This window comes from Nonomuraea sp. NPDC049028, assembly GCF_043197735.1.
Lineage (GTDB): Bacteria > Actinomycetota > Actinomycetes > Streptosporangiales > Streptosporangiaceae > Nonomuraea.
Map to the genome: position 1 here is coordinate 543,574 of NZ_JBICTR010000001.1, position 22,114 is coordinate 565,687.

Below are 22,114 nucleotides of genomic sequence, written 5' to 3' on the forward strand. Positions count from 1 at the left end.
GACGCATGTCAATAGCCCTCGGTAAATCCGCTACGGTGATCGCCTCCCGTCAGTGGGAGCATGATGGTGTGGACACGATCTAGCAGCACCGGGGGTGCGGATGAGCGGCAGCGCTCGGCGGAGCATGCCGTCGATCGAGGTCGTCGCCAAGGAGGCAGGGGTCTCCACCGCGACGGCCGGGCGGGCACTCGGCGGCTACGGCTCGGTGAGCGGCAAGAGCCGCGAGGCGGTGCTGGCCGCGGCCGAACGCCTCGGCTACCGGGCCAACAGCCTGGCGCGCAGCATGATCACCGGGCTGACCCACACGCTCGGCGTGCTCGTACCCGACATCGAGAACCCGTTCTTCTCCCGCGCCCTGCGCGGCATCGCGGACGTGGCGCACGAGCGCGGCTGGGAGGTGCTGCTGGTCAACACCGACGAGGACCTGTCGCTCGAACGCAAGGCGCTCGGCGTGCTCGCCGAGCGGCGCGTCGACGGTCTGGTCGTCGCGCCCACCGACACCGCCGACCGCGACGCCCTGAAGGACGTCATCGACGCCGGGATTCCCGTCGTCCTGCTCGACCGGCGGGTTCCCGGGCTCGAGGCCGACACGGTCGGCATCGACAACCGCGCCGCCGCCAAGGACGCCACCGAACGCCTGCTCGCGCTGGGACACCGCAACATCGCCTTACTGACCGGCGGCGATGAGAAGCTGCGGCCCCGGCTGGCCCGCCCGGGGCTGCGCGGCGTCGAACGCCTGGGCGCCACCACGGTCGGCGCCCGCGCGGCCGGATACCGCGACGCCCTGGTCGAAAGCGGCATCGAGCCCCGGCCCGAGCTGGTCAGCGCCGAGGGTTTCCGCAGGGAGGACGCCGCCGCGGCCACGACCCGGCTGCTCGGACTGCCCGACCCGCCGACCGCGATCCTCGCCCTCGACAGCCTGCTCGCGCTGGGGGTGCTCCAGGCGCTGCGACGGCTGGGGCTGCGCTGTCCCGCCGACGTGTCGCTGGTGGGCTTCGACGACGCCGACTGGGCGGAGGCGATCTCCCCGCCGCTCAGCGTGGTGGCCCAGCCGGTGTACGAGCTGGGGGCGGAGGCGGGCCGCCTGCTCCTGGACCGCGTCCAGGGCGCCGACCGCCGCCCCGTACACCGCCGCCTGCCCACCCGCTTCGTCGAGCGCGAGTCGGCCAGATCCGTTCGGCCGCCCGCCGAGACGGCCCCATAGTCAGAACTGGTTCTCGCCGCCGTCGACGTACAGGGTGGTGCCGAGCATGAAGCTGCTGCCGGCGGAGGCGAGGAAGGCCACGGCGGGATTTGCAGCTTTCCACGTCGTACGTGGTGTGGCGTGCCACACCACGTACGTGTGGTGCTCTCTCAGCCGCGTCCCGACCAGTAGGCCGCCGCGCGCTGCCACGCCGCGCCGCCCACCGCCCGGCCGAGGGCACGGCCTTGCAGGTCGCCGGCCCGGAAGTGGATGCCGCCATATCTCCGCGACATCCCGGCCTCGTCGGCGGCGTCGCTGAAGGTGCGCCAGCGCAGCGTCAGGTCGTTGGCGGGGCTCACCCCCGGCTCCACCTGCGACGAACCCTTGGCGATCAGCGCCTCGCCGCCGAACGTGTCGCCGCCGGTGAAGCGCCGCAGCACCTCGGCCGCCGCCGCGCTGAACGTGCTGTGGCCCGAGACGTACTCGGCGAACGGCGGCGTCGGGAACGTCGGCACCTGATAGGGCACCCACGTCGCGCCGTCGATCACCCGGCCGCCCCAGGTCGCGATCTGCTGCCCCTGGTACAGGAAGCGGACCGCGGTGATCGGGCGTACGGAGTCGAAGACGCGCTTGACCTCCCACGAGGCGATCCCGGCGTCCTGCACCGAGTTGGCCAGCGCGAAGAACATCTTCACGTCCTGGTCCAGGCCATGATGGTCACGCGCCGACACCTGCTGGGCGAACAGGCACCAGTGGCCGGGCGGCGTCTCGCTGTTGGGCCCGTCGGCCCAGTATTCCGCGATCGCCTTCTGGCGGTCGGTCAGCGCGGCGGTGCCCGACACGATCTCGGCGGCCTGGGTACGGTAGGCGGCCGAGCCGTACGTCGCCGGCGCGGGCACCTTGTCGGCCAGGTCGCGCGCGTGACCGCTGAAGGAGGCGACCCCGCCCCAGTGCGGCGCGAGGAACGGCGGCGTGACCACCACGCCTGCCTTGTTGCGGAAAGTGAGCGGCTGCCAGCGGCTCGGGTCGTTGACCGTGGTCAGCGGATCGGCGACCACCATCGGAGCGTTGACCGGCGCGTAGCCGGTGGTGTCGGCGTAGCCGCCGAGCTGGTTGGAGCCGTCGGCGTGCCGGTATTCGAGCACGGCCGTGCAGGCGGCCAGACCGGTCTGGGCCGGCTGGCTGGACTGGTCGGCCGGGTCATAGCCCAGCTCGGTCATCAACCCGTCGAACACCGCCCGCTGCGCCGGATAGAGGTCGACGGCCGCCTGGTGGGCCGCGTAGCTGATCGCCTGGGCCCGGTTGGCGTCCGTGCGTTCGGCGGCGGGCCGCCGCAGTGTGCCACCCAGACGGGTGCCGACGGCGACCGGATCGTAGGCGGCCCAGGCGTCATAGGCACAGGTGTGCACGGTGGCCAGCGCCCTGGCCACCAGCGGCGGCCCCAGGGTGCCGCCGCGCACCGCCGCCAGCAGCGCCGTGTTCCACCTGACCACCACGTTGGGTTGCGCCGTCGCCGCCGGATGGGCGGGTGTGACGGGTAAGGCGAGCGCGGCGGCGGTCACCAAGGTGAGCGCTGCCGCGCGTAAGGACATCAGAACGGGCATGGCAAGTCTCCTCGCGTCGTGGGCCCCCGTGCGCCCGGGTATGGAGAGGCTTCCATGCTCGAACTCAGTTTCGATCTATCCAGCGGGTAAGAGCTGCCTTCCTGATAGGTCCCCCCGATGCGCCTCCTGGTTGCCGGGTCAGGGGGCGCACGTAGCGGCGGCCCGCCCCGTGCGGGTTCAGCGGGCGTATTCCTGGAGGCCCTCAGCCGCGTGCGGTGGGTGGGGCCGGCCCATGCTTGCCGTACAAAAAGGAGGTCTTAGGCAGGAAACAGAGAGCGGCGCTCAGGCAGAAGGTCGGTGCCGCCGGGCGGCGGAGTGCCGCCCGGCGACGCTCCTGGAACGGGTAGATCAGTAGTCCACCTGGAACATGTAGTTGCGCTTGTCGAGGTCGTGGCCGCGCACCGCCTCGTAGTGGCGGGCCAGCCGGTCCATGAGCACGGCGATCGCCAGCGGGGACACCTCGCCGCGCAACGCCTTCGGGATGCCGGGCAGCGTGAGGTCCGCCGTGTCGATGTGGAAGGTCTTCTTGGTCGCGTACGTGTCGAGGAAGCGTCTGGCCCGTTCGGCCATGGCCCGCGACGGGTCCTCGCCGAGCAGGTTGATCACCGCCACGTCGTCGTTGACCACCTCGAACGCGCCCTGGAAGAACTCGCCCGAGTTGAAGCCCGCCGCGTGCTTCCACTGCATCTCCTGCAGGAAGCACATGGCCAGCCCGTACGCCCACGCGTAGCTGGGACCCGAGCCGAGCACGTACGTGATCGGCTCGTCCTTCAGCGTCTCGGCGATGACCCGCGCCCGCTCCTCACCCTCGTGCGCGGCGGACACCAGGGCGTCCGGGAGCGCGTCGAGTGCCTGGTCGAGCAGCGCCCAGTCGCGTTCCACCCCGGACCTGCGCAGCAGGGCATAGGCCGCCAGCTGCATGAACAGATCACTCTTGCCGGTGAAGGCCACGTCGGCCGCATCGGCCAGCGGGCCGCCCTCCTGGGTCACCACGACCACGGTCGCGCCGGTGCTCCTGGCGTACTGCGCGGCGGCGACGGTCTCCTTGGTCTTGCCGGTGTACGAGGCCAGGAAGACCAGGGAGCCCTCGCCCATACGGCGCGGCCGGGCGGTGTTGAGCTCGTCGCTCTGCAGCTTGTAGACGGGCCAGGTGCCTTCGCGTTCGAGCAGGTAGTGGGCCGGGTAGGCGGCGATGAGCGAGCCGCCGGCGCCCACGAAGAACACATTGCGCAGACCCTTGTCGATGACGTCCGAGACGAGCTCCGCCAACTGGGGTCGCTGGTCGAGCGTCGCGCGGATCTTGTCGGCCAGGTCGGACTCGATCGGTTTGAGCGGCAGCAGGTCGGTCACAGAGGACTCCTTTGAGAACGTTCTCAGTCAGACGTTGATAACGTTCTCACTCGGAGCGAGAATGAGTCAAGAGGTCGCATGGCAGCCCAGCTGACAGCGTCTGCGTATCACCCCGCAAGCCGCGAATTGTGCTGGGCGATCAGAGCTTCCAGCGGCCGAACTCGGAGTCGAGGCGGTCGCCGATGCGCCCGGCCCTGGGGTAGAAGGCGGGGTAGAAGTCCTTGCCGCACTCGAGGTCGTCGAGCGCGGCCTTGATCTCCTTGGCGAGGTACTGATTCGCGGCCGCCTGCGGCAGCTTTGGCTGGTAGACGGTGTTCTCGTCGGCGTCTTCCTCGGCCTGGCCCTGCTTCTTGGCGATGGCGTTCATCTGCGCCGAGAACTCTCGCCAGCCGCGATCGGCCATGCTCGTCGGGCTGACGGAGTCCACGCGGTAGCCCTTGCCCTTGACGCAGTCACCCATGGTCGCGGCCAGCTCGATCAGCTTGGGGTCGCCGTTCAGCTCACGGTCGCTGGCGGCTTTGTAGGCTTTCTCGTACTGCTCGTACTCGTCGTCCATGCTCTTGACGACCTTGCCGGTCACATCCTTGAGAGCCTTGACGTTGCAGCTGTCGAGGACCTTGCTGTAGCTGACCAACTGTGCCTTCGACAGCGAGTCCCTGATCGGGGAGTTGGGATCGTCGTCGCGGCTGTAGGCGGCCTGCTTTTTGAAGGAGGCGGGGTCGGCGACCGGGTAGAAGACATTGAAGCCCTGCTTCGAGCGCACCCGCTTCATGACCTCGTAGTCGCCGCTGACGGCCTTTTCGGTGTCCGTCTCCGGCTTGGGCTGCGGGACCCAGGCGACGTAACGGAAGCCCTTCTGCTTCATGCAGTCGGCGATGGCCGACTGAATCCTCTGCGGCTTGTCCGACTTGCCGCTTACGGTCGTCGTCTTGGCGGGCTGAGCCTCAGGGCTGGAGGCGCAGCCGGCGAGCGTGACAGCGCACAGCATGGTCACGGCAAGAGTTGATCTCTTGAGCATGCGGGAGACCATACTCCGTTAAACGAAATATGGTCAATCCGTCTTCAGAGTGCTCAGTCCAGCCAGATCCGGGCCAGGCGGCGACGGGCGCGCGGGTCTTCGGTGAACGCCGTACGGCCGTGCAGCACCACGTCATTGTTGACGAGCAGCAGATCACAGGGGCGCAGCGGGAAGCGCAGGACCATGTCCCGGTCGGCGAGGATCCCGTCGAAGGCATCCAGGGCGGCCACGGCGCCGGCGGTCAGTGGCTTCCCGGCGGCTTCCTGGCCGCGTTCGATCCAGTGGCGGTTGTACTGGACGCGAAGCCGCCCCGCGCGCCACTCGAAGACGGGGTAGACGCGGTCGAAGTTCGAGACCGTGCCCGCGCCGAAATGGAAGTTCTCATAGAGCTCGGCCAGCAGGTCGGGCCGCTCCTCCAGCAGCCGGTCGTGTACGGCGTGGCCGCTCACCAGCAGGGACTCCCCGCCGCGCACGGCCGCGCGGAGGCAGAGCAGGCCCAGCAGGTGCGGCGGTCCGGGCGGCCCGGCCCGGTCGGTGTGGAGGGCCAGCCCTTGGTCGTCCATGCCCCTGCGGGAGTTCTCGCCGGTGGTCACCAGACCGGCCTTCTGGGTACGCGGGGTGCCGATGAGCGAGCCGAACGTGTAGCACAGAAGATCGATCCGCTCCTCGGGCCAGTCCGCGATCGGCCATCCCCGGATCACCACCAGGCCGGGACCCGCTTCGAGCGCGGCCTTGGCTTTTTCGGCCAGGAGCGTCAATGCCGGGACGTGGAACTCGGGTTGGGTCCGGCTGAGTGGTTGGTCGATGTGGCGCAGCCAGTCCTGTTCGCGCAGAGTGGACCGGGTCCATGCGGTGGGCCCGCCTACCGGTGTCGCGTTGGTCCGCATCGTGGTCTCTCCCGGTGGTCGTGCCGCCTGTTTTACGGCCTACCCGCCCGGGACACGGGTCCACGCGCTCGCCCGCGTCGTTCAGACCGAGCCCAGCTTCTTGCGGTAGCAGCGGGTCAGCGGCTGATCCACGTACATGCCGTACGACTCGCCAAGCACGTACCCGCTGCTCTCGTACAAAGCTATGGCCTCAGGCTGCTTGACCCCGGTCGCCAAGCGCACCGTCTCGTAGCCCATGTCCCGAGCCAGATCCTCCAAGGCCGCCAAGAGCCGCCTGGCGATCCCCTGACCTCGGAACGCGGGATCCACGTACATCCGCTTGAGCTCCCCCATATCCGGACCCACCGGCTGGATGGCACCACATCCGGCGGCGTGCTCCCCGGCGTAGGCGACGAGGTAGCGGGCCTGCGCCTTGACGACGGAACGCCCTTCGGGCCCGTAGCGCTTCACCAGCTCGTCGAAGGCGGCGGCGAGCAGGGCGGTCAGGTCGGCGTCGGCGACGGTCCGTTCCTCGATCTGCATGCGCTCATGCTATGAGCCGCCACTCCTGCCGGATCCGGGCGGAGCGCCCGGGGCCTCACTCGTACTCCGGGAACAGCAGTGCCAGCTCCCGCGGATACGCCGCGATCAGCCGCAGTTCGTCGTCCGTGAGCGGTCGGCCGGTCATCGCGTTGCAGAGCTGCACCAGCCGGAACGCCAGGTCCGCCTCCTGTACGTCCACGCCGAGCCCGTCCATGACGTGCCGGAATCCGGCCTTCCCGCCGTACTCGCCGGTCAGCACGACCCGCCCGCCGCGCGCGTGCCAATCCTCGGGGAACGGCCCGAGCGTCGCCTCGTCGTACAGCTCGTAGTTGCCATGATCCTTCAGCGCCCCGTCGGCGTGGATGCCCGACTCGTGCGCGAACGCGTTGCGTCCCACCCCCACCTGGTTGTACGGCAAGGGCTGCCCGAACGCGTAACTCGCCCACAGCCCGAACCTGCGCGCCCATGACAGGTCGATGGCGTCACCGATCTCCGCCTGGAGCCCGAAACCGTGCTCGAAGGCGAGGATCGTGGACAGCAGGTCGGCGTTGCCGGAACGCTCGCCGATGCCGTTCACGCAGGTGTTGATCCACGCGTCCTGCCCGGCCTCCAGGTCGCCGAGCGCGCCCGAGATGGAGTTGGCCACAGCCAGGCCGAGGTCGTTGTGGCAGTGCGTCTCGACGGGCATCCCGACGGCCGAGGCCAGCTTGGCGAAGCGTTCGCGGATCCGGTCGGGGGTGTCGCCGCCGATCGTGTCGCAATAGCGGACCCGGTCGGCGCCCGCCTCCTTGGCCGCCAGCGCGAACTCCAGCAAGAACCCGTCATCCGTCCGCGACCCGTCCTCCGCGTTGACGCCCACGGTCAGCGCGCCCGCCGCCTTGGCCGCCCGCACGGCCGCCGTCATCTCCCGCATGATCGCGCCGCGGTCGAGGCGGCCGCGGAACTTGTTCTGGATCATGTAGTCCGATGTGGAGATGGACAGGTTGTAGTGCTTCAGCCCGAGTGGCGCCGCCTTCTCCACGTCCTGCGGCACACCACGGCACCAGCCCGACAGCCGCAGCTCGCCGAACGCGCCCGCCTCGGCCAGCGCCGTCTGCGCCCGTACGTAGGGCACCTCGTGGAACAGGAAGGGGAAACCGATCTCGGACTGAGCCACCCCGAGCTTGGCCAGATAGAAGTTGACCATGGTCTTGCCGAACTTCGACAGGCCGGTGCGCGCGGTCTGCACGCCGTCTCGGTTGGTCACGTCAAGGAAGTGAACTTTGGGCATGTGCACACGTTGACACGCCTGCTCAATGTGTATCAATATTGATTTTCATCAATATGGGAGGCTTGGGCGTGGAGTGGATCGACGCGGCGACGGCAGCCGAGCGGCTCGGCGTGAAGCCCGCCACTCTCTACGCGTACGTGAGCCGGGGCGTGCTCAAGCGACGTCACAGTGAGGACCGGCGCAGCCTGTTCGACGCGGCGGAGATCGAGCAGCTGGCCCGTCGCGGGCGGCCACGCGGCCAGCCACCGGAGCTGGTCATCGAGTCCGGCATCACCGCGCTCGGTCTGGACCGCCCGTACTACCGCGGCCGCGACGCCCTCACCCTGGCCCGAACCGCCGACTTCGAAACGGTGGCCGAGTGGCTGTGGACAGGCGACCCCGACGCCTTCGCCTCGGACCGCGCGACGCGGGATCGGGTAGGTGGTCCAGAGATGTCCGACAGCGGGGCGAGGGGTTGGGCGCGCGATCCGGACACGTCGCAGGTCGCAATAGCGGCTCAGCGCGGCCTTCCCGAGGGTCTGCCGCTTCTGGACCGTCTCCAGGTGATCACCACGGTCCTCGGCGCCGCCGACTCCCTCCGCTACCAGCTCGATCCCGCCTCCGTCGCCGCCACCGGCCGTCGCCTCATCTCCGGCCTCGTCGACGCCCTGCCGGCGCTCCAGGCCCCCGGCGGTGAGTCGATCGCCGAGCGGCTCTGGTCCCGCCTGTGCCCGCGGCCCGCAACCCCCGCTCTCCTGGCCGCACTGCGGGGCGCGCTCGTGCTGCTCGCCGACCATGAGCTGGCCGCCTCCACGCTGGCCGCCCGGGTCGCCGCCTCCGCTCGCGCCGACCCGTACGCCGTGGTGCTGACCGGCCTCGGCGTGCTCGGCGGCCCCCTGCACGGCGGCGCGTCCCACGCGGCCGAACGGCTGCTGGCCGAGGTGACCGAACCCGGCCAGGCCCCGCGCGTGATCACCGATCGGGTACGTCGGGGCGAGCGCATCCCCGGCTTCGGCCACAGCGTCTACAAGAACGGCGACGCCCGCGGCGGCCTCCTGCTCGACCTGGTGAAGGAGGCCGCGCCGGACCACGAACGCATCGCCGTGGTCCAGGCCGTACTGGCTGAAGTCCGTCGGCGACGCCTGCCCGAACAGAACGTCGACTTCGCGCTCGCCACCCTCGCCGCAGTCGCCGGGATGGTGCCCGGCTCCGGCGAGGCGATCTTCGCGGTGGCCAGGACCGCCGGGTGGCTGGCCCACGCGATGGAGGAATACGCCAAGGGCTCCCTCCTCCGCCTCCGCGCCTCGTACGTCGGCCCGCCGATCAGATGACAGCCCCCGCGTATGGGGCCGCGTCCGCTGATCACGTCGGGTCCGCACGTGATCACGTCGGGTCCGCACGGATGGAGCGGACCCGGTGATCAGGTGGCAGCCACAGGGGAGTGCCCGCTCCTGTCCACATAGGCGGCCAATGCCCGCACGCGCTCCGCGTGCTCGTCGTGCCCGACGATCACCGGTGGCTCGTTGTACGGCATCGCGTCCGACGATCGCCTGAGCTTGATGTACTGCCCGCAGGCGTCGATCGCGTACGGCTCCATGTCGTCCTGGAGCGCCCCGATCACCGTGATCCCGTACGTCTCGCCGATCCGCCGGAACAGCGCCACGGCCTCCCGCCGGTGCTCCTTGCCCAGGTTGCGGCCCAGTTCGTCGAGCACCAGGCACAGATGCCCGCCCCCGGATGACGCGATCGCCGCCGCGCACACCAGTTTGACCGCCTTCTCGTCCATGAGCGCGGTGTTGGCCCGCCGGTTGTACGGGACGAAGCCCTGGCCCTCGCCGCGCCGCCACTTGGGCGTGACGCGCCATTGCCAGCGCTGCTCCGGATCCGCGGGCGCCGGTGGCACCGGGAACTCCAGCGTCGCCCCGTAACCTCCGTAGGACGTGTCGAGCTGCTCGAACTCCTCGGCGACCCGCGTGAGCCGGGACTTGATCGCCGCCGTCAGCGCCGCCCGGTGCACGGCCGTCGAACTGGCCGCCTCCTCCGCCCCCTTGTCGGCCGCGGCCAGGTCACGCTGCCTCGACACGACCTGCGCCTCGATCTGACGCCGCTGGTGCTTCTCGTATTCTTCCTGCCCGCGCAGGTAGGAGGCCAGCGAGCCGCACACCGCCGCGAACGTCGCCTGCTCCCGCGCCGTGCTCCCCCCACGCTCGGACAGCAGGAACCGCAGCTCCTCCGGGATCTCCGCGTCCTCCTCCGGGAACGTGTCGCGCAACGCCTGGTCGAAATGCCGTTCGGCGACGCGCCACCATTCCTCGGCGGTGCGCGCTCGTTCGCCCTCGGGCAGCGCATTGAGCCACTCCCGCGCTCCCTCGGCGGTGCCGCCCCAGTCGGCGGCCAGCGCCTCGACCTTGAGCGCCTCCCGTTCGCCGCTCACCCTCGTCTCGTCCTGACGCGACCGGGCCCGCTCGCCCTCGTGCCGCTGCCGCCGCCCCTCCAGGCGTTCGATCTCTATGTCCTTCGTGCGGGCCCGGAAGTCGAGCGCGGCCGCCTGCCGCTCGGCCTCCGCCACCGCGGGCGCCAGCTCCTCCAGCGCCGTCGTCAGCTCGCCCAGCCGCGCCCGCCGCCCGGCCAGCTTCGTCTCCAGCTCGGCGAGCCGTACTCCCGCTTGCGCCCCCTCCAGCCGCCGCTGTCCCTCCGCGACACCTTCCTCCCCATCGCGTACGGTCTGCGCCGCGGTCTCCTGGGTGTCCTTGGCCCGGTTGAGCCGGTGCTCGGCAGCCTTGATCCGCGCCTCCCGGCCGGTCGCCTCCCCGTCGAACGCCCCCACCACGCTCACCCCGGCGGCACTCACCAGGACCGAACCGGGCAGCTCGACCAAGGCCGCGGCGGCCGCTTCGAGCTGGCCGGCGTCGACGATCACGGCATGCTCGTGCGGCCACCCCCGCAACTGCTCCAACCCGAGCCCGGCCCCACCAGCGTTCGCGACCGCTCCGCCGGCCGCCCCAGCGGCTGCTTGACCGGCCGCTCTCCCGGCTGCCTTGGGGGATGGTCGGCCGGCGGAATCACCATGGGCGTGGGAGTAGTCGCGAGCTTGTTCGGCCACGTCCATTGCGTCCAGGAGACCCGTCGCCACGACGCCCGCCGCGGCCAGCGCGTTGAGCTGGGCAGCGGCCGGGCCGCCCTCGGCGTCGTCCAGCGCGGCCTGGGCAGAGGCCACCTCGCGATCGGCCACGCCCAGCGCCTTAAGCGCCTCGTTCAGCCGCAGCCGCGCCTCCCGCAGCTCCCGCTCGGCCGTGGGCACATCACGGCCGTCCGAGAACCGGCGCGTCTCCTCCAACGCCGGGATCAGGCCGCGCAACTCGTCGGCGGAGTTCTCCGCCACGGCCCGGTCGGCGTCGAGCTTGGCGGCCCGCGCCTGCATCGCGGCCAGTTCCTTGCGCGCCTCCGCCACCCTCCGATCGAGCGTGTCGTCCTTCAGGGTGGCGATCTCGGCCTTCACCATGGAGAGCGCCTCGGCCGCCGTCTCGCCCGCGGCCCGGTGCCGTTCGAGCTCGGCGACCAGCAGCTCGTCCTTGGCCGCCGCGTCGTCCAGCTTGCGAGCCTGGCGCCCCCGCCAGCACCGCAGCGCGTCGGCCAGCCGGATCCGGGCCTGATCGCGCCGGTCGAACGTGGTCAGCAACGCCCGCGACTCCGCCTCGAACTCGGCCAGCCGATCGGCCGCCTGCGCCGCACGTACGCGCTTGGCGTGCTCGTCCCGGCGAGCCTCGCGCTCCTGCTCGAGCTCGGCGTCGAGGCCGGTCAGAGCCGCGATGGCCTCGAACACGCGCTCCGGCGAGATCTCGTTGAGCGGCTGGGAGAGCAGGTTGGTGGCGACCTTGCTCCGGACCGAGGTCGACAGGAACGACACGCAGCGGATGCGGTCGCCGTAGAGCACCTTGGTCAGGTCGCGGGCGACCACGTCGCGGCGTCCGGCGGACTTGGGCAGCGTCGCCCACATCTCGTCGGCGCGTACCACGCGCTCGGCTTCGGACGCGGCGGAGGCCAGGTGCACGCCCTCGCGCCAGCGGATCTCCAGGTGGGGAGCCTCCTGATTGACCTTGAGCCACACGGTGACGGCCCCGCCGGATGTGTCGGGCACGGAGAACAACTCACCGTCATCCGGTACGGCCGGCTCCACGCCCACGCTGATCTGCTCCGGTTCGGTGACTTGGTCAGCGATGGAGGTGCCATGCCCATTTTTGGCGGTTTGGTCCGCATTTGGGGTGCCAGGCTCCGATCCGGCGGTCTCTTCTGAGGCGGCGGCGCCGGGAACTGGGCCGGTGGCGCGTAGCGGCAGGTCGTAGGACGCGCCGGGCCGCCCGAACACGCCGACGATGTAGCCGTGGTCGGCGCTGGCCCACTGGCGGGCGCCCGCGCCACTGGCGAGCTCGGCGTTGAACAGCAGCTCCGACACCGCCTTCGCGCCCGAGGCGAAACGCCACTGCTCGTCACCCAGCAACGCCGTGATCGACGCGATGAACGACGACTTGCCCGCGCCATTGGAGTCCTTGGGCCCGGCCCCGGCGACGACGATGAGCGTGCCGGGGACGGTCGGCACCGGATGGGTCGAGAGCCGTGAGATGTTGACCGCCTGCATGGCGATCAGCACCCGGTCCCCGACGACGTTCTCCACCTGCGACACCTGTGACCCCCGTAGTCCTTCCGTTCCACCGCGCCGACCCGGGCGGGGCTGACGCTTACTGTCTGTTTGCCGCGCCGCGTGGGCTGTTGCTGTCTCTTCGCCGCGCCGCCCGGTTGGGGACGCTTAGTTCCTGTTCACCGCGCTACCCCGACCGCGTCTGACGCTTGGCGCCTGCCAGGCCCGGGTGGCAATCCGGGCCCGGCAGGTCCGGGTGCCTACCCTGTCGATCTCCGCGCGCGTACGGCCGCGGCCAGCGGGCTGTGTGGTCCGGCCGCCAGGATCAGCTCCTCCTGCAGCCGTCGCCGCGCCGCCGGGGTGAGCCGGTGGAACTGCGGTCCCGGCGCGTAACCGCCGGCCTCCTCGCCCGCCTTGACCTGGGTCAGCAGCCCGGCGTGCCGCAGCATCCGCAGCGCCGCCTCCAGCTCGCCGATCGGCAACTGGGTGTGGCGGCGCAGCTCGTCGACGGGAGTCGGATGCGGCGAGAGCCAGGTGTCGTCGGGCAGCAGCCCCTCCGCCCTCGGAATCGCCACCGAATGCACCAGCACCAGCGTCAACACCGCCCGCTCACTCTCACCAAGCCCCGCCGCTGCCCCGGCCCCGAACCCGGACCCGGCGGACCCGGACCCGGCGGCCGCGGGCGTGGTCGCGGGCGTCGGCTCGGCGCGGTAGGCGTCGTCGTAGCCCGAGGTCCATCGCTCGCGGTGCTGGATCAGCGTCCGGCCTCGTCGGGCGAGCATCTCGCCCAGAGTGTGGCGGAGCGCGGGATCGCGGAGCCCACCGAACCGGGCCTCCAGCACCGGCTCGGCGCCATGCTCCACCGCCATGAACGCCGCCACCAACTCGGCCCGCCGCCGCTCGTCATAGCCGCCCAGCAGTTCGTCGAACTCCGCCGCACCGCCCTCGACCCGGCCCGCCGCCACTGTCATCGCGGTCGCGGTTGCGGGATCCTGCGCCCGCACCCGCGCCTCGGGTGGCTGCTGTGCGGTGAGCGGTCCTTCCACGGCGGAGGGCTGCTGAACGCCCAGTCCTTGTTCCGTAGGGGGCTGTTCTGCGGTGGGTGGTTCTTGCGCGGCGGCGGGTTGCTGTACGACCGGCGATCCTGGCCCAGCGGGGGACTGCTGAACGTCCAGCGGCCCTTGCGCGGCCGAAGGTTGTTCCGCAGCGGGTGGTTCCTGCAGTCTGTGGGATTCCTGCGTGGCGGCCGCCACGATGTCGGCGTCCGCGACCACCGTGAGGCCCCGTTGCTCCGGTGTGGGAATGCGCCGGACCAGCTCCTTCAGCTGGGCGTGCGACTCGACCGGCCACAGGGCGCAGCGCGGGCCCAGCGAGACCACGCCGTCGGACATGACGATCCACGCCGAGTCGTGCAGCCGGCGCAGTGCCCCGATGGCCCAGTTGCGCATCAGGTCGTCGGCCCGGCCGATCAGTGCCCGGTATGTGTCGAGGATCAGCTCGACCGGCGCCGGTGTGCCCGGCCACGGGTCGACGGACAGGTCGCTCCAGCAGCACTTGAGCGTCGCCGCCAGCACCCGCCGGGTCTCGCCCGAGCGTTCGACCGGGACCGGGGGCACCTGGTATTCGTCGAGGAGCGACGGGGTTGCCGCGTCGGGCCACACCGGCAGGGCCTGGCCGGTGGAGTCGGGGCGCGTGAGCCGTAGCATCCCGGGTGGCGCCGCGACACCGGCCCCCAGCCGCAGCGGCCCGCCCGACCGCGCCCGCACGTGAGCGACCGCGTCGTCCCCGAGCGCGCGCCGCGCACCAACGCCTCCCGAAGTGCGACCTCCACCGGTACCCGCCGAAGAGCGACCCCCACCGACGCCCGCTGAAGTGCGACCCGCAGCCGGGCCCCCTGAGGAGCCGCGAGTACCAGCGACCTCCGAGGAGGGAAGGTCCGGGCCCGCGGCCTCTGATGAGAGTCGGGTCATGCGGTGCGCTCCAGGTAGCCGTGGGACAGCCAGGCCGGTTCGCCTCCTGGCGAGATCGTGAGGTCGTCGGCCCACACGAGCCGATAAGGCAGCTCAGGCCGCAGATCGACCGTCGTCAGGTCGGCCAGCAGCCGGCGGGCCGACGGCCAGTCGGACCGGAGTACGTCGGCCAGTGCCACCCGCGACGACGCCCCCAGCAGCGACTCCGCCACCTCGGTCAGCCGCTCGATCGCCGCGTTGGGCGCGGAGTCGAGCGAGCCTTCGGGGCCCGCGTCGGCGAGGTTGGAGCGCGGGGGAGTGGGCTGGACCGGAGCCGGGCGGGGCGCCTCGTCGACCGCGCGGGCGATAGCCGCCGGGTCGTGCCAGGGCGCCGGAGCGTCGAACACGAAGCCATCGAGCACCGCCGCGAGCCGCTCACGCGAAGCGGTCTGCGAGAACGTGCGCCACGTCTCGGTGGGCAGCAGCGTCAGGTTGCGGGTCGTGCCCGCCGAGTCGGCCAGGCGCCCCGCCGCCCGCCGGGAGGCGTCGCTGTAGGCGTAGATGGCCGCCCGCAGGTCGGTGCAGACCCGGTCGAGCGCCGGCCAGCGGGTCAGGATCGTGCCGTGCAGGCTCTGCGCCCGGCGCGCGATCTCCTCGGTGCCCCACAGCTTGGGCGCCTGCTCGCGCAGCTCCTCGATCGTGCCCATGGTGAGCGTGATCAGCTCCAGCGCCCACAGCCGGAACGCCCTGGCCAGGTTGGCGGCGCTCTGCCTGGCCTCCTCCATCGTGGTGCGCGGGTCGGCGACGTTGAGGTCTTCGAGCGCGAGCAGCCGGTGCATCTCCGACTGGCCGCCGTCGTCCATCATCCGCCTGATGAACATCAGCCCGACCACGCTGGTGAACGACGCCCGATAGCGCAGCTGGTTGGGCTTGGGGAACACCTCGCGGATCGCGCCCAGTCCCTTGAGCACGCGCAGCCGGTTGTCGAACTGGTCGCCGGGATAGGCGCGGCAGGCGAAGCGCATCTGCTCGTGCGTCAGCCACTCCTCGCCCGCCTCGGCGAACGCCGCGAACAGCGTCTCGGCGATGTCGACCAGGGCCGGGTCGTCGACGACCGCGCCGCTGTCGCGGGCCAGCGCCGCGAACATCCGGCGGTAGGTCGACAGCACCGCCTCCTCCGAGAGGGCGGCGTCGAGGGTCAAGGGCTGTTCGGACACGGGGACTAAGGTACGGCTTCGCGCCGACAATCTCGGCCCGACCTGACGGGCTTACCTGCGAGTAGTGCCCAACTTGACGGGCTTACCTGCGAGTAGTGCCCAACTTGACGGGCTTACCTGCGAGTAGTGCCCAACCTGGCGTGCTTACCTGCGAGTAGTCGCGCCGCACGCTAGGGTGATCCAGGGTAATACGGGGGCAAACGTTAAGTAATCATACGTACGGGGTGAGTGACGCCTTGCGTATCCGCGTACTCCGCGGAGACCGTGCCACGGCCGTGATCGCCGGCGCGGTGGCCGTGATCCTGGTCGCCTTGGCGGCCGTCTTCGGCGTGGGCGTCTCCAGCGCCACACCCAAACTGGCCGACGTCGGCGCCTGGCTCTGGACCCAGGCCCGAGGCAAGATCGTGCACGTCAACGGCCTGTCCGGCGAGGTCGACGGCTACCTCGACAAGAAGTCGGCCCAGCGGCTGCGCATCGTCCAGGACGGCTCGAACGTCCTGCTCGTCGACGACGGCAGCGGCTACGTCAGCCGGATCGAGCCCGGCCAGCTCAGCGTCGCGCAGACCCGCAACTTCGGCACGGCCGGTCTGCAGATCGTCGTCTCGGGCGCCGCCGGCTACGCGGTGGACCCGGAGGGCAAGGTTCAGCAGATCGACCCGGCCACGCTCAACTCGGTCGGCGCGCCGCTGTCGCTGCCGGGCCCGCTCGGCTCGGCCCGCATCGACGGTGGCGGGCGGCTCTGGGTGCCGGTGACGGCCAAAGGCGAGGTCGTACCCGTGACCAAGGGCGTCGCCGCGAGCGCCGTCAAGGTCGGCGAGCCGGGCGAGGAATTGGCCGTCACGATCGCGGGCGGCCTGCCGGTGATCGTCAACACCCGCGCCGCGACCGCCACGATCGTCGGCGCGGACGGCGGCGTGGGCGAGATCACGCTGCCCAAGGAGGTCGCCCAGGCCGCCAAAGGCGGCGTGCTGGCGCCGGCCTCGACCGAGGGTTCGCTGGTTCCGCTGCTCACGCCCGGCGACTCCGGGCTCCTCGTGGTGGTCGACACGGAGTCGAACTCGGTGCTCAACACCAAGTTCGCGGTGAAGGACCCGGCCGCGCTCGGCGTGCCGCAGATACTCGGCTCGAAGGTGTACGTCCCGGACCGCAGCACGGGCGGCCTGATCGTGTGGGACAGCGCGGCGGGCGGTCAGCCCACCAAGCTCCAGGTGGCGCAGGGGCCCGGCCCGGTCGACGTGTTCGTCAAGGACGGCCTGCTCTGGGCGAACGACGAGAACGGCGACAAGGCCGTCGTCGTCGACACCGAAGGCCGCAAGCACGACGTCGACAAGGACGACTCGGACGTACCGGGACCCACCAACACCCCCAAGCCCAAGCAGACCCCACGGCCCGAGCCGACGAACACCGACCCCAGGCCCGACCCGACCAGGACGGACGACCCGGCGCCGACGCGGACGGACGCCCCGGAGCCGTCGCGCAAGCCCACCAAGACCCCGACGTCGACCCCGACTCCCTCCTCGGCCACCCGCAGCCCCACTCCCACCCCCACGCCCAGCGCGCCCACCAAACCGGGCGCCGTCAGCGCCAAGTCGGGCCCCGGCCACGTCAGCGTGAACTTCAGCCCGTCCAGCGGCGGCAAGGTCGACCGCTACACGCTCAAGGTGTCCGGCGGCGACGGCAGGACCACGCCGCAGTCGGTGGACGCCGGCGGGCCGTTCCAGTTCGAGTTCTCGGGCGGGAGCTGCGGCGCCGAGTACACCTTCACGGTCGTCGCCCACTGGTCGGGCGGCCAGGTCGAGTCGGAGCCCAGCGCCGGGGTCAAGCCCTGCGTGGCCCCCGGCAAACCGGCCAACTTCGCGGCCAAGCCCAAGAACCGCGGCGCCGAGCTGACCTGGGACGCCCCGGAGAGCGGCGGCGAAGGCATCACGTACGTGCTCTCCGGCGCGGTGAGCAACGACAGCGTCAAGGGCACGTCGTTCACCGCCGAAGGGCTCAAGAACAACCAGAAGCACGAGTTCAAGCTCAAGGCCAAGAACGACGCGGGGGAGAGCCAGGACGCCGCCACAGCGGACGTGGACCTGGCCTATCCGAAACAGCAGTACCAGAACGCCAGCAACAACGACACCAACACGCTCATTCGGCCGGGCCCGTCCGCCGATGGCGAGGCCGGAAGGATCCCACAGGGCCAGTACATCACGCTGACAGTGATCTGCCAGGTCAAGGGCTCGTCCTACACCGACAAGTCCACCGGAAAGTCCAGTGACATCTGGAACCGGATCGAGTCGTCGGCGGGCAACGGCTACCTCAACGACACGCTGGTGGCCACACCGGACGGGGGCGGCTTCCCGGAGGCTCCGCTCTTCGAATGCACCGACTGAGATAGGGGACCTCAGTTGTACAACGAGCAGACGCAGCAACCGCAGCAGCTTGCGGCACAGTTCGCCCAGCGCTTCCAGATGCTGGCCCAGAACATCGAGCGCATCATCCGCGGCAAGCACGAAGCCATCGAGCTGGCCCTGATCTGCCTGTTCTCCGAAGGACACCTGCTGATCGAGGACGTGCCCGGCACCGGCAAGACCACGCTGGCCAGGTCCATCGCCGCCAGTGTGGACGCCGAGTGGCGGCGCATCCAGTTCACGCCCGACCTACTGCCCAGCGACATCACCGGTGTGTCGATCTTCAACCAGGCGCACCAGAAGTTCGAGTTCCACCAGGGGCCGGTGTTCGCCAACATCGTGCTCGCCGACGAGATCAACCGCGCCTCCCCGAAGACCCAGTCGGCGCTGCTGGAGGTCATGGAGGAGCGCCGGGTCACGGTCGACGCCGAGCCGCATCCCGTACCCAGGCCGTTCCTGGTGGTCGCCACGCAGAACCCCGTCGACATGGATGGCACCTACCCGCTGCCGGAGGCCCAGCTCGACCGCTTCCTCATGCGGATCTCCGTCGGCTACCCCGACCACGTCTCGGAGGTCGAGGTGCTCAAGGGCATGCCGACCGGGCCGCAGGTCGAGCGGTTGCCCGTGGTGGCCCGCGCGTCGGACGTGGCCGGGATGATCGAGTTCGCGACCCGCATCCACGTCGCCGACCCCGTCTACGACTACATCGTCGCCCTCTGCGGCGCCACGCGCACCAACCCGCACCTGCGGCTCGGCGCCTCCCCGCGCGGCAGTCTCGCGCTGCTGCGGGCCGCCCGCGTCAAGGCCGCCGCCGCCGGACGCCACTACGTCGTGCCGGAGGACGTCAAGGCCCTGGCCGTCCCGGTCATCGCGCACCGGCTGATCCTCACCCCGGAGGCCGAACTACGCGAGGTCACCGCGGCGCACGTGCTCGGCGAGCTCCTCGCCGGGATGCCGGTGCCGCAGGCGGCCTAGGTGCTGACACCGCTGGGGTGGGGCACGCTCGCCGGCTCCGTGATCCTGTACGCGGCCGGGTTCGCGCTCGGCTACCCGGAGCCCGTCGTGCTGGCCACCGGCGGGCTGCTCGCGCTCGCCGCCGCCCTCGTCTGGACCGCCCCCAGACCGAGGCTGGAGGTGCACCGCGAGGTCACTCCGCTCAAGGTGCCGCGCGGGGACGCGGCCGTGGCGGTCCTTCACGTACGCAATCTCGGCCGCCGGGGCCTGTCAGGGCTGCGCGCGCAGGACCGGATCGGTACGGCCGAGCACACGGTGGACCTGCCCCGCCTGCCCCGGAACGCCACTAGGACGGTGTCGTACCCGCTGCCCACCGGCGTGCGCGGCGAGATCCCCGTCGGCCCGCTCCTGCTCGTCCGCGCCGACCCGTTCGGCCTGACACGCTGGATCAGGCGGTACGGCCAGACGGTCACGCTCCTGGTCCGCCCTCGCACGGTTGCGCTGCCGGTGCCCGCGTCGGGCAAGGCCCACCACCTGGAGGGCCCCACCAGCGACAACGCCCCCAGCGGCACGGTCACCTTCCACACCCTGCGCGAGTATGTCGTCGGCGACGACCTGCGCCTCGTCCACTGGAAGTCCAGCGCGCGCACCGGCACGCTCATGGTGCGCCAGCTCATCGATGCCAGCCTGCCCACCACGACGGTCGTCCTCGACACCCGTCACCTCACCGAACTGGCCGTGGACGCCGCCGCCTCGGCCGCCGTCGCCGCCGCACGGTCCGGCTTCCCCGTGCGGGTGCTCACGGGCGACGGGCCGCTCGCCGAGACCAAGACCGACCCCGAGCTGCTGCTGGATCGCCTCGCCCTGGTTGGATCCGGTACGTCCGGCGTCGGCGAGGCGGTCCGGCTGGCCCGCGGCGGCTCGCTGGTCGTGATCACCGGGGACCCCGCCGAGGCCGCCCGAGTGGCGGGGGCACGACGACGGTTCGACCGCATCATCTGCGTATATATAGGGACAGGTCCGCTCAGCGTGCCCGGAGTGACGGTCGTCCCCATCGCGGACCTGGCCGCGCTGCCGCTGGCCTGGGGCAGGCGATGAAGCAGCCTGTGTGGCGGTGGTTAGGGGGATTGGCGCTGGTGGCGGCCGTCACCGGGGCCGGTGGGTGGGGGTTCCATCGCGTCTTCCCCGGCACCGAGCTGCTCCTGGCCGTCGTGCCCGCCGCGACCGTCCCCGCCCTGGTGGCCGCGCTCTGCCGGCGGCGGCCTCTCTGGCTGGCGCTGGTGCTCGACCTGGTCCTGTGGTTCGCCGGGACCGTGCCGTTGTACAAGGGCATCGCTCCCGGCCTGCTCGGCGACCTGGCCGACTCGTGGCGGGCGCTGCTCACCACGCTCCTGCCCGCCCAGCCGGAGCCGCGGCTGCTGGTCCTCGTGCACACGCTGGTCTGGGCCGCCGCCGTGGTCGGCGCCGAGACGCTGACCCGCACCAGGACCCGCGTGGCCGCCGCGGTGCCCGGACTCGTGGTGTACGGGGTGGCGCTGCTGTTCGGGGTGGACGGGGAGGGCTCGAACCTGCCCGTCGCCGCGGCCCTCGTGGTGCTCATCGCGGCACTGGCCCTGCTCCGGGACGACCGGCCGGCGCTGTGGCTGCTCGCCGGCATCCCGGCCGCCGCCGCGCTGGCCGCCGTCGCCCTGGTCGCCGGGCCGCTGCTGCCCATCGCCGCCGAGCCGTACAACCCGCGCGACGACGCCGAACTCCCGCCCCCGGTACGCGTCGACAGCGTCAGCCCGCTCGACCGCGTGTCCGCCTGGCTGCAGATCCCTGACCGTGACCTGTTCACCGTCAAGGCGGCCAAGCCACTCAACTGGCGGCTGGCCGTACTCGACCGTTATGACGGCGTCCGCTGGACGTCCGGCGCCCGCTTCCAGCCGACGGGCGGGCGGGTGCCCGCGGGGGACTGGACGGGCAAGGCGCAGACCGTACGCCAGACGATCACGTTCAGCGGCCTGCCCGGCACCTGGTTGCCCGGCGCCGAACGTCCCGTCGAGGTGGACGGCGTACGCGGCCTGGCCGTCGACCCCGGGAGCGGCGCGCTGCTGGCCGCGAGCCGGCCGGCCAAGGGGTTCACGTACGAGGTGACCTCGCGGGTGGCGGAGCCGTCGAAGGCCGACCTGCTCGCGGCCACGCCGGTCGACGATCGGGCGCTGACCGCGTTCCCGGCCGGGCCTCAGGAGGCGCTGTTCCACAAGCTTGCCCAGCAGGCCACCAAAGGCGCGGACGTGCCGATCAAGCAGGCGTACCGGCTGCAGAGCTACCTGCGCACCAGCGCCACCTACGACGTCACCGCGCCGCCGGGGCACTCGCTCAAGGGCCTGGAGTTCTTCCTGGAGACCACGCACAGGGGGACCTCGGAGCAGTTCGCGTCGACGTTCGCGCTCATGGCCAGGACGCTCGGGCTGCCGTCGAGGGTCGTGGTGGGGTTCCGGCCGGGGCAGGCGTCCGACGGGATTTACCACGTTAAATCTGGTCATGTCATGGCGTGGGCGGAGATCAAGTTCGACAAGCTCGGCTGGCGGCCGTTCTACCCCACGCCCGGCCGCGGCGGCGCGAAGGACGACCACGAGGTGGTGTCCTCCGCTCTCAAGGAGAGCGAGGAGCTGGAGGGCGAGTTCACCCAGGGCACGGTGAACAAGCCGAAGGCCGGTCAGAAGCCCACGGCGGGTGGCGGCCGCGAGACCTCGGCCGGGCCGCCGCTGTGGGTGATCGTCCCGGCGGTGGGGGCGGGGATCCTGGTGGTGTACGCGGGAGCTGCGATGGTGCTGCCGTGGTGGCGCAGGCGGGCCCGCAGGAGCGTGACGGGCGCGGAGCGGCGGGTGCTCGGCGCGTGGTCGCAGACCTGTGACGACCTCGGCCTGAAGGGGGAGCGGGCACTGACCGCCGAGGACGTGGTGGCCCGGCACCCAGCCGACATATCAACCCATCTCCGACCACTCGCCGATATTTCCAACTTCGTCCGCTACGCCCCCGACGACGTCGCCCACGAGGCCGCCGACGCGGCCTGGCGCCACAGCGACGCCGTCCGCCAGGCCGTACGCGCCAGAACACCCCTCAAGACCCGTCTCCGCAGGCGACTGCTCCTACGTTGACCCACC

16 protein-coding genes are annotated in these 22,114 nt (G+C 71.3%); 6 read left to right on the plus strand and 10 right to left on the minus strand.

Going from position 1 to position 22,114, the window contains the following annotated elements:
* The first annotated feature begins 100 nt into the window (after positions 1 to 100).
* Entirely contained in the window at positions 101 to 1,204 is a 1,104-nt protein-coding gene (locus tag ACGFJ2_RS02455) for a LacI family DNA-binding transcriptional regulator (RefSeq protein ID WP_393463810.1), read from the plus strand.
* Here ACGFJ2_RS02455 and ACGFJ2_RS02460 read toward each other — a convergent pair whose 3' ends face one another.
* From ACGFJ2_RS02460 to ACGFJ2_RS02490, 7 genes are all read right to left on the minus strand, one after another.
* Positions 1,205 to 1,336, minus strand: coding sequence for a hypothetical protein (locus ACGFJ2_RS02460; protein ID WP_393463813.1), 132 nt, complete (start codon positions 1,334 to 1,336; stop codon positions 1,205 to 1,207). It abuts the gene before it with no gap.
* A gap of 17 nt (positions 1,337 to 1,353) precedes the next feature.
* Positions 1,354 to 2,787, minus strand: coding sequence for a vanadium-dependent haloperoxidase (locus ACGFJ2_RS02465; protein WP_393463816.1), 1,434 nt, complete (start codon positions 2,785 to 2,787; stop codon positions 1,354 to 1,356).
* Positions 2,788 to 3,135: 348 nt separating this feature from the next.
* A complete protein-coding gene (locus ACGFJ2_RS02470) occupies positions 3,136 to 4,137 on the minus strand; it encodes an SIS domain-containing protein (protein ID WP_358175746.1) in 1,002 nt (333 codons plus the stop codon).
* Between the two features lie 139 nt (positions 4,138 to 4,276).
* Positions 4,277 to 5,155, minus strand: a complete 879-nt coding sequence (locus ACGFJ2_RS02475) for a hypothetical protein (RefSeq protein ID WP_393463819.1) — start codon at positions 5,153 to 5,155, stop codon at positions 4,277 to 4,279.
* A gap of 53 nt (positions 5,156 to 5,208) precedes the next feature.
* Positions 5,209 to 6,042 (minus strand): TauD/TfdA family dioxygenase, encoded by an 834-nt coding sequence (locus ACGFJ2_RS02480; protein ID WP_393463822.1) that lies wholly within the window; start codon positions 6,040 to 6,042, stop codon positions 5,209 to 5,211.
* 81 nt (positions 6,043 to 6,123) lie between these two features.
* Positions 6,124 to 6,564 carry a GNAT family N-acetyltransferase gene (locus ACGFJ2_RS02485; protein ID WP_358175752.1) on the minus strand — a complete coding sequence of 147 codons (441 nt, stop codon included), beginning with the start codon at positions 6,562 to 6,564 and terminating at the stop codon, positions 6,124 to 6,126.
* A gap of 55 nt (positions 6,565 to 6,619) precedes the next feature.
* Positions 6,620 to 7,834: a LeuA family protein gene (locus ACGFJ2_RS02490; protein WP_393463825.1), complete on the minus strand. Its 1,215-nt coding sequence runs from the start codon at positions 7,832 to 7,834 to the stop codon at positions 6,620 to 6,622.
* Positions 7,835 to 7,902: 68 nt separating this feature from the next.
* Here ACGFJ2_RS02490 and ACGFJ2_RS02495 point away from each other — a divergent pair, with 68 nt between their 5' ends.
* Positions 7,903 to 9,144, plus strand: a complete 1,242-nt coding sequence (locus tag ACGFJ2_RS02495; RefSeq protein WP_393463828.1) for a citrate/2-methylcitrate synthase — start codon at positions 7,903 to 7,905, stop codon at positions 9,142 to 9,144.
* An 89-nt stretch (positions 9,145 to 9,233) separates the two neighbouring features.
* Here ACGFJ2_RS02495 and ACGFJ2_RS02500 read toward each other — a convergent pair whose 3' ends face one another.
* From ACGFJ2_RS02500 to ACGFJ2_RS02510, 3 genes are all read right to left on the minus strand, one after another.
* Positions 9,234 to 12,494 (minus strand): chromosome partitioning protein ParA, encoded by a 3,261-nt coding sequence (locus tag ACGFJ2_RS02500; protein ID WP_393463831.1) that lies wholly within the window; start codon positions 12,492 to 12,494, stop codon positions 9,234 to 9,236.
* Between the two features lie 215 nt (positions 12,495 to 12,709).
* Positions 12,710 to 14,215 (minus strand): hypothetical protein, encoded by a 1,506-nt coding sequence (locus ACGFJ2_RS02505; protein WP_393463833.1) that lies wholly within the window; start codon positions 14,213 to 14,215, stop codon positions 12,710 to 12,712.
* Between the two features lie 200 nt (positions 14,216 to 14,415).
* Complete coding sequence (locus ACGFJ2_RS02510; RefSeq protein ID WP_393463836.1) at positions 14,416 to 15,615, minus strand: hypothetical protein; 1,200 nt, start codon at positions 15,613 to 15,615, stop codon at positions 14,416 to 14,418.
* Between the two features lie 224 nt (positions 15,616 to 15,839).
* Between ACGFJ2_RS02510 and ACGFJ2_RS02515 the strand changes: the two genes are divergently transcribed.
* Genes ACGFJ2_RS02515 through ACGFJ2_RS02530 form a run of 4 tightly spaced genes read left to right on the plus strand, consistent with a single transcriptional unit; the run spans position 15,840 to position 22,108 of the window.
* A complete protein-coding gene (locus ACGFJ2_RS02515; RefSeq protein ID WP_393463839.1) occupies positions 15,840 to 17,993 on the plus strand; it encodes a hypothetical protein in 2,154 nt (717 codons plus the stop codon).
* Between the two features lie 15 nt (positions 17,994 to 18,008).
* Positions 18,009 to 18,986 (plus strand): MoxR family ATPase, encoded by a 978-nt coding sequence (locus ACGFJ2_RS02520; protein WP_225289611.1) that lies wholly within the window; start codon positions 18,009 to 18,011, stop codon positions 18,984 to 18,986.
* Positions 18,987 to 20,063 (plus strand): DUF58 domain-containing protein, encoded by a 1,077-nt coding sequence (locus ACGFJ2_RS02525; RefSeq protein ID WP_393463842.1) that lies wholly within the window; start codon positions 18,987 to 18,989, stop codon positions 20,061 to 20,063.
* On the plus strand, positions 20,060 to 22,108 hold the full coding sequence (locus tag ACGFJ2_RS02530) for a DUF3488 and transglutaminase-like domain-containing protein (RefSeq protein WP_393463845.1): 2,049 nt from the start codon (positions 20,060 to 20,062) through the stop codon (positions 22,106 to 22,108). The genes ACGFJ2_RS02525 and ACGFJ2_RS02530 overlap by 4 nt, the downstream gene beginning before the upstream one ends.
* The last annotated feature ends 6 nt before the right edge of the window (positions 22,109 to 22,114 follow it).

What these genes read in the sequence shown, in the direction of transcription:
- ACGFJ2_RS02490 (WP_393463825.1), bottom strand. Translation starts at nt 7,834, where the DNA reads ATGCCCAAAGTTCACTTCCTTGACGTGACCAACCGAGACGGCGTGCAG.
- ACGFJ2_RS02480 (WP_393463822.1), bottom strand. Translation starts at nt 6,042, where the DNA reads ATGCGGACCAACGCGACACCGGTAGGCGGGCCCACCGCATGGACCCGG.
- ACGFJ2_RS02465 (WP_393463816.1), bottom strand. Translation starts at nt 2,787, where the DNA reads ATGCCCGTTCTGATGTCCTTACGCGCGGCAGCGCTCACCTTGGTGACC.
- ACGFJ2_RS02475 (WP_393463819.1), bottom strand. Translation starts at nt 5,155, where the DNA reads ATGCTCAAGAGATCAACTCTTGCCGTGACCATGCTGTGCGCTGTCACG.
- ACGFJ2_RS02530 (WP_393463845.1), top strand. Translation starts at nt 20,060, where the DNA reads ATGAAGCAGCCTGTGTGGCGGTGGTTAGGGGGATTGGCGCTGGTGGCG.
- ACGFJ2_RS02455 (WP_393463810.1), top strand. Translation starts at nt 101, where the DNA reads ATGAGCGGCAGCGCTCGGCGGAGCATGCCGTCGATCGAGGTCGTCGCC.
- ACGFJ2_RS02485 (WP_358175752.1), bottom strand. Translation starts at nt 6,564, where the DNA reads ATGCAGATCGAGGAACGGACCGTCGCCGACGCCGACCTGACCGCCCTG.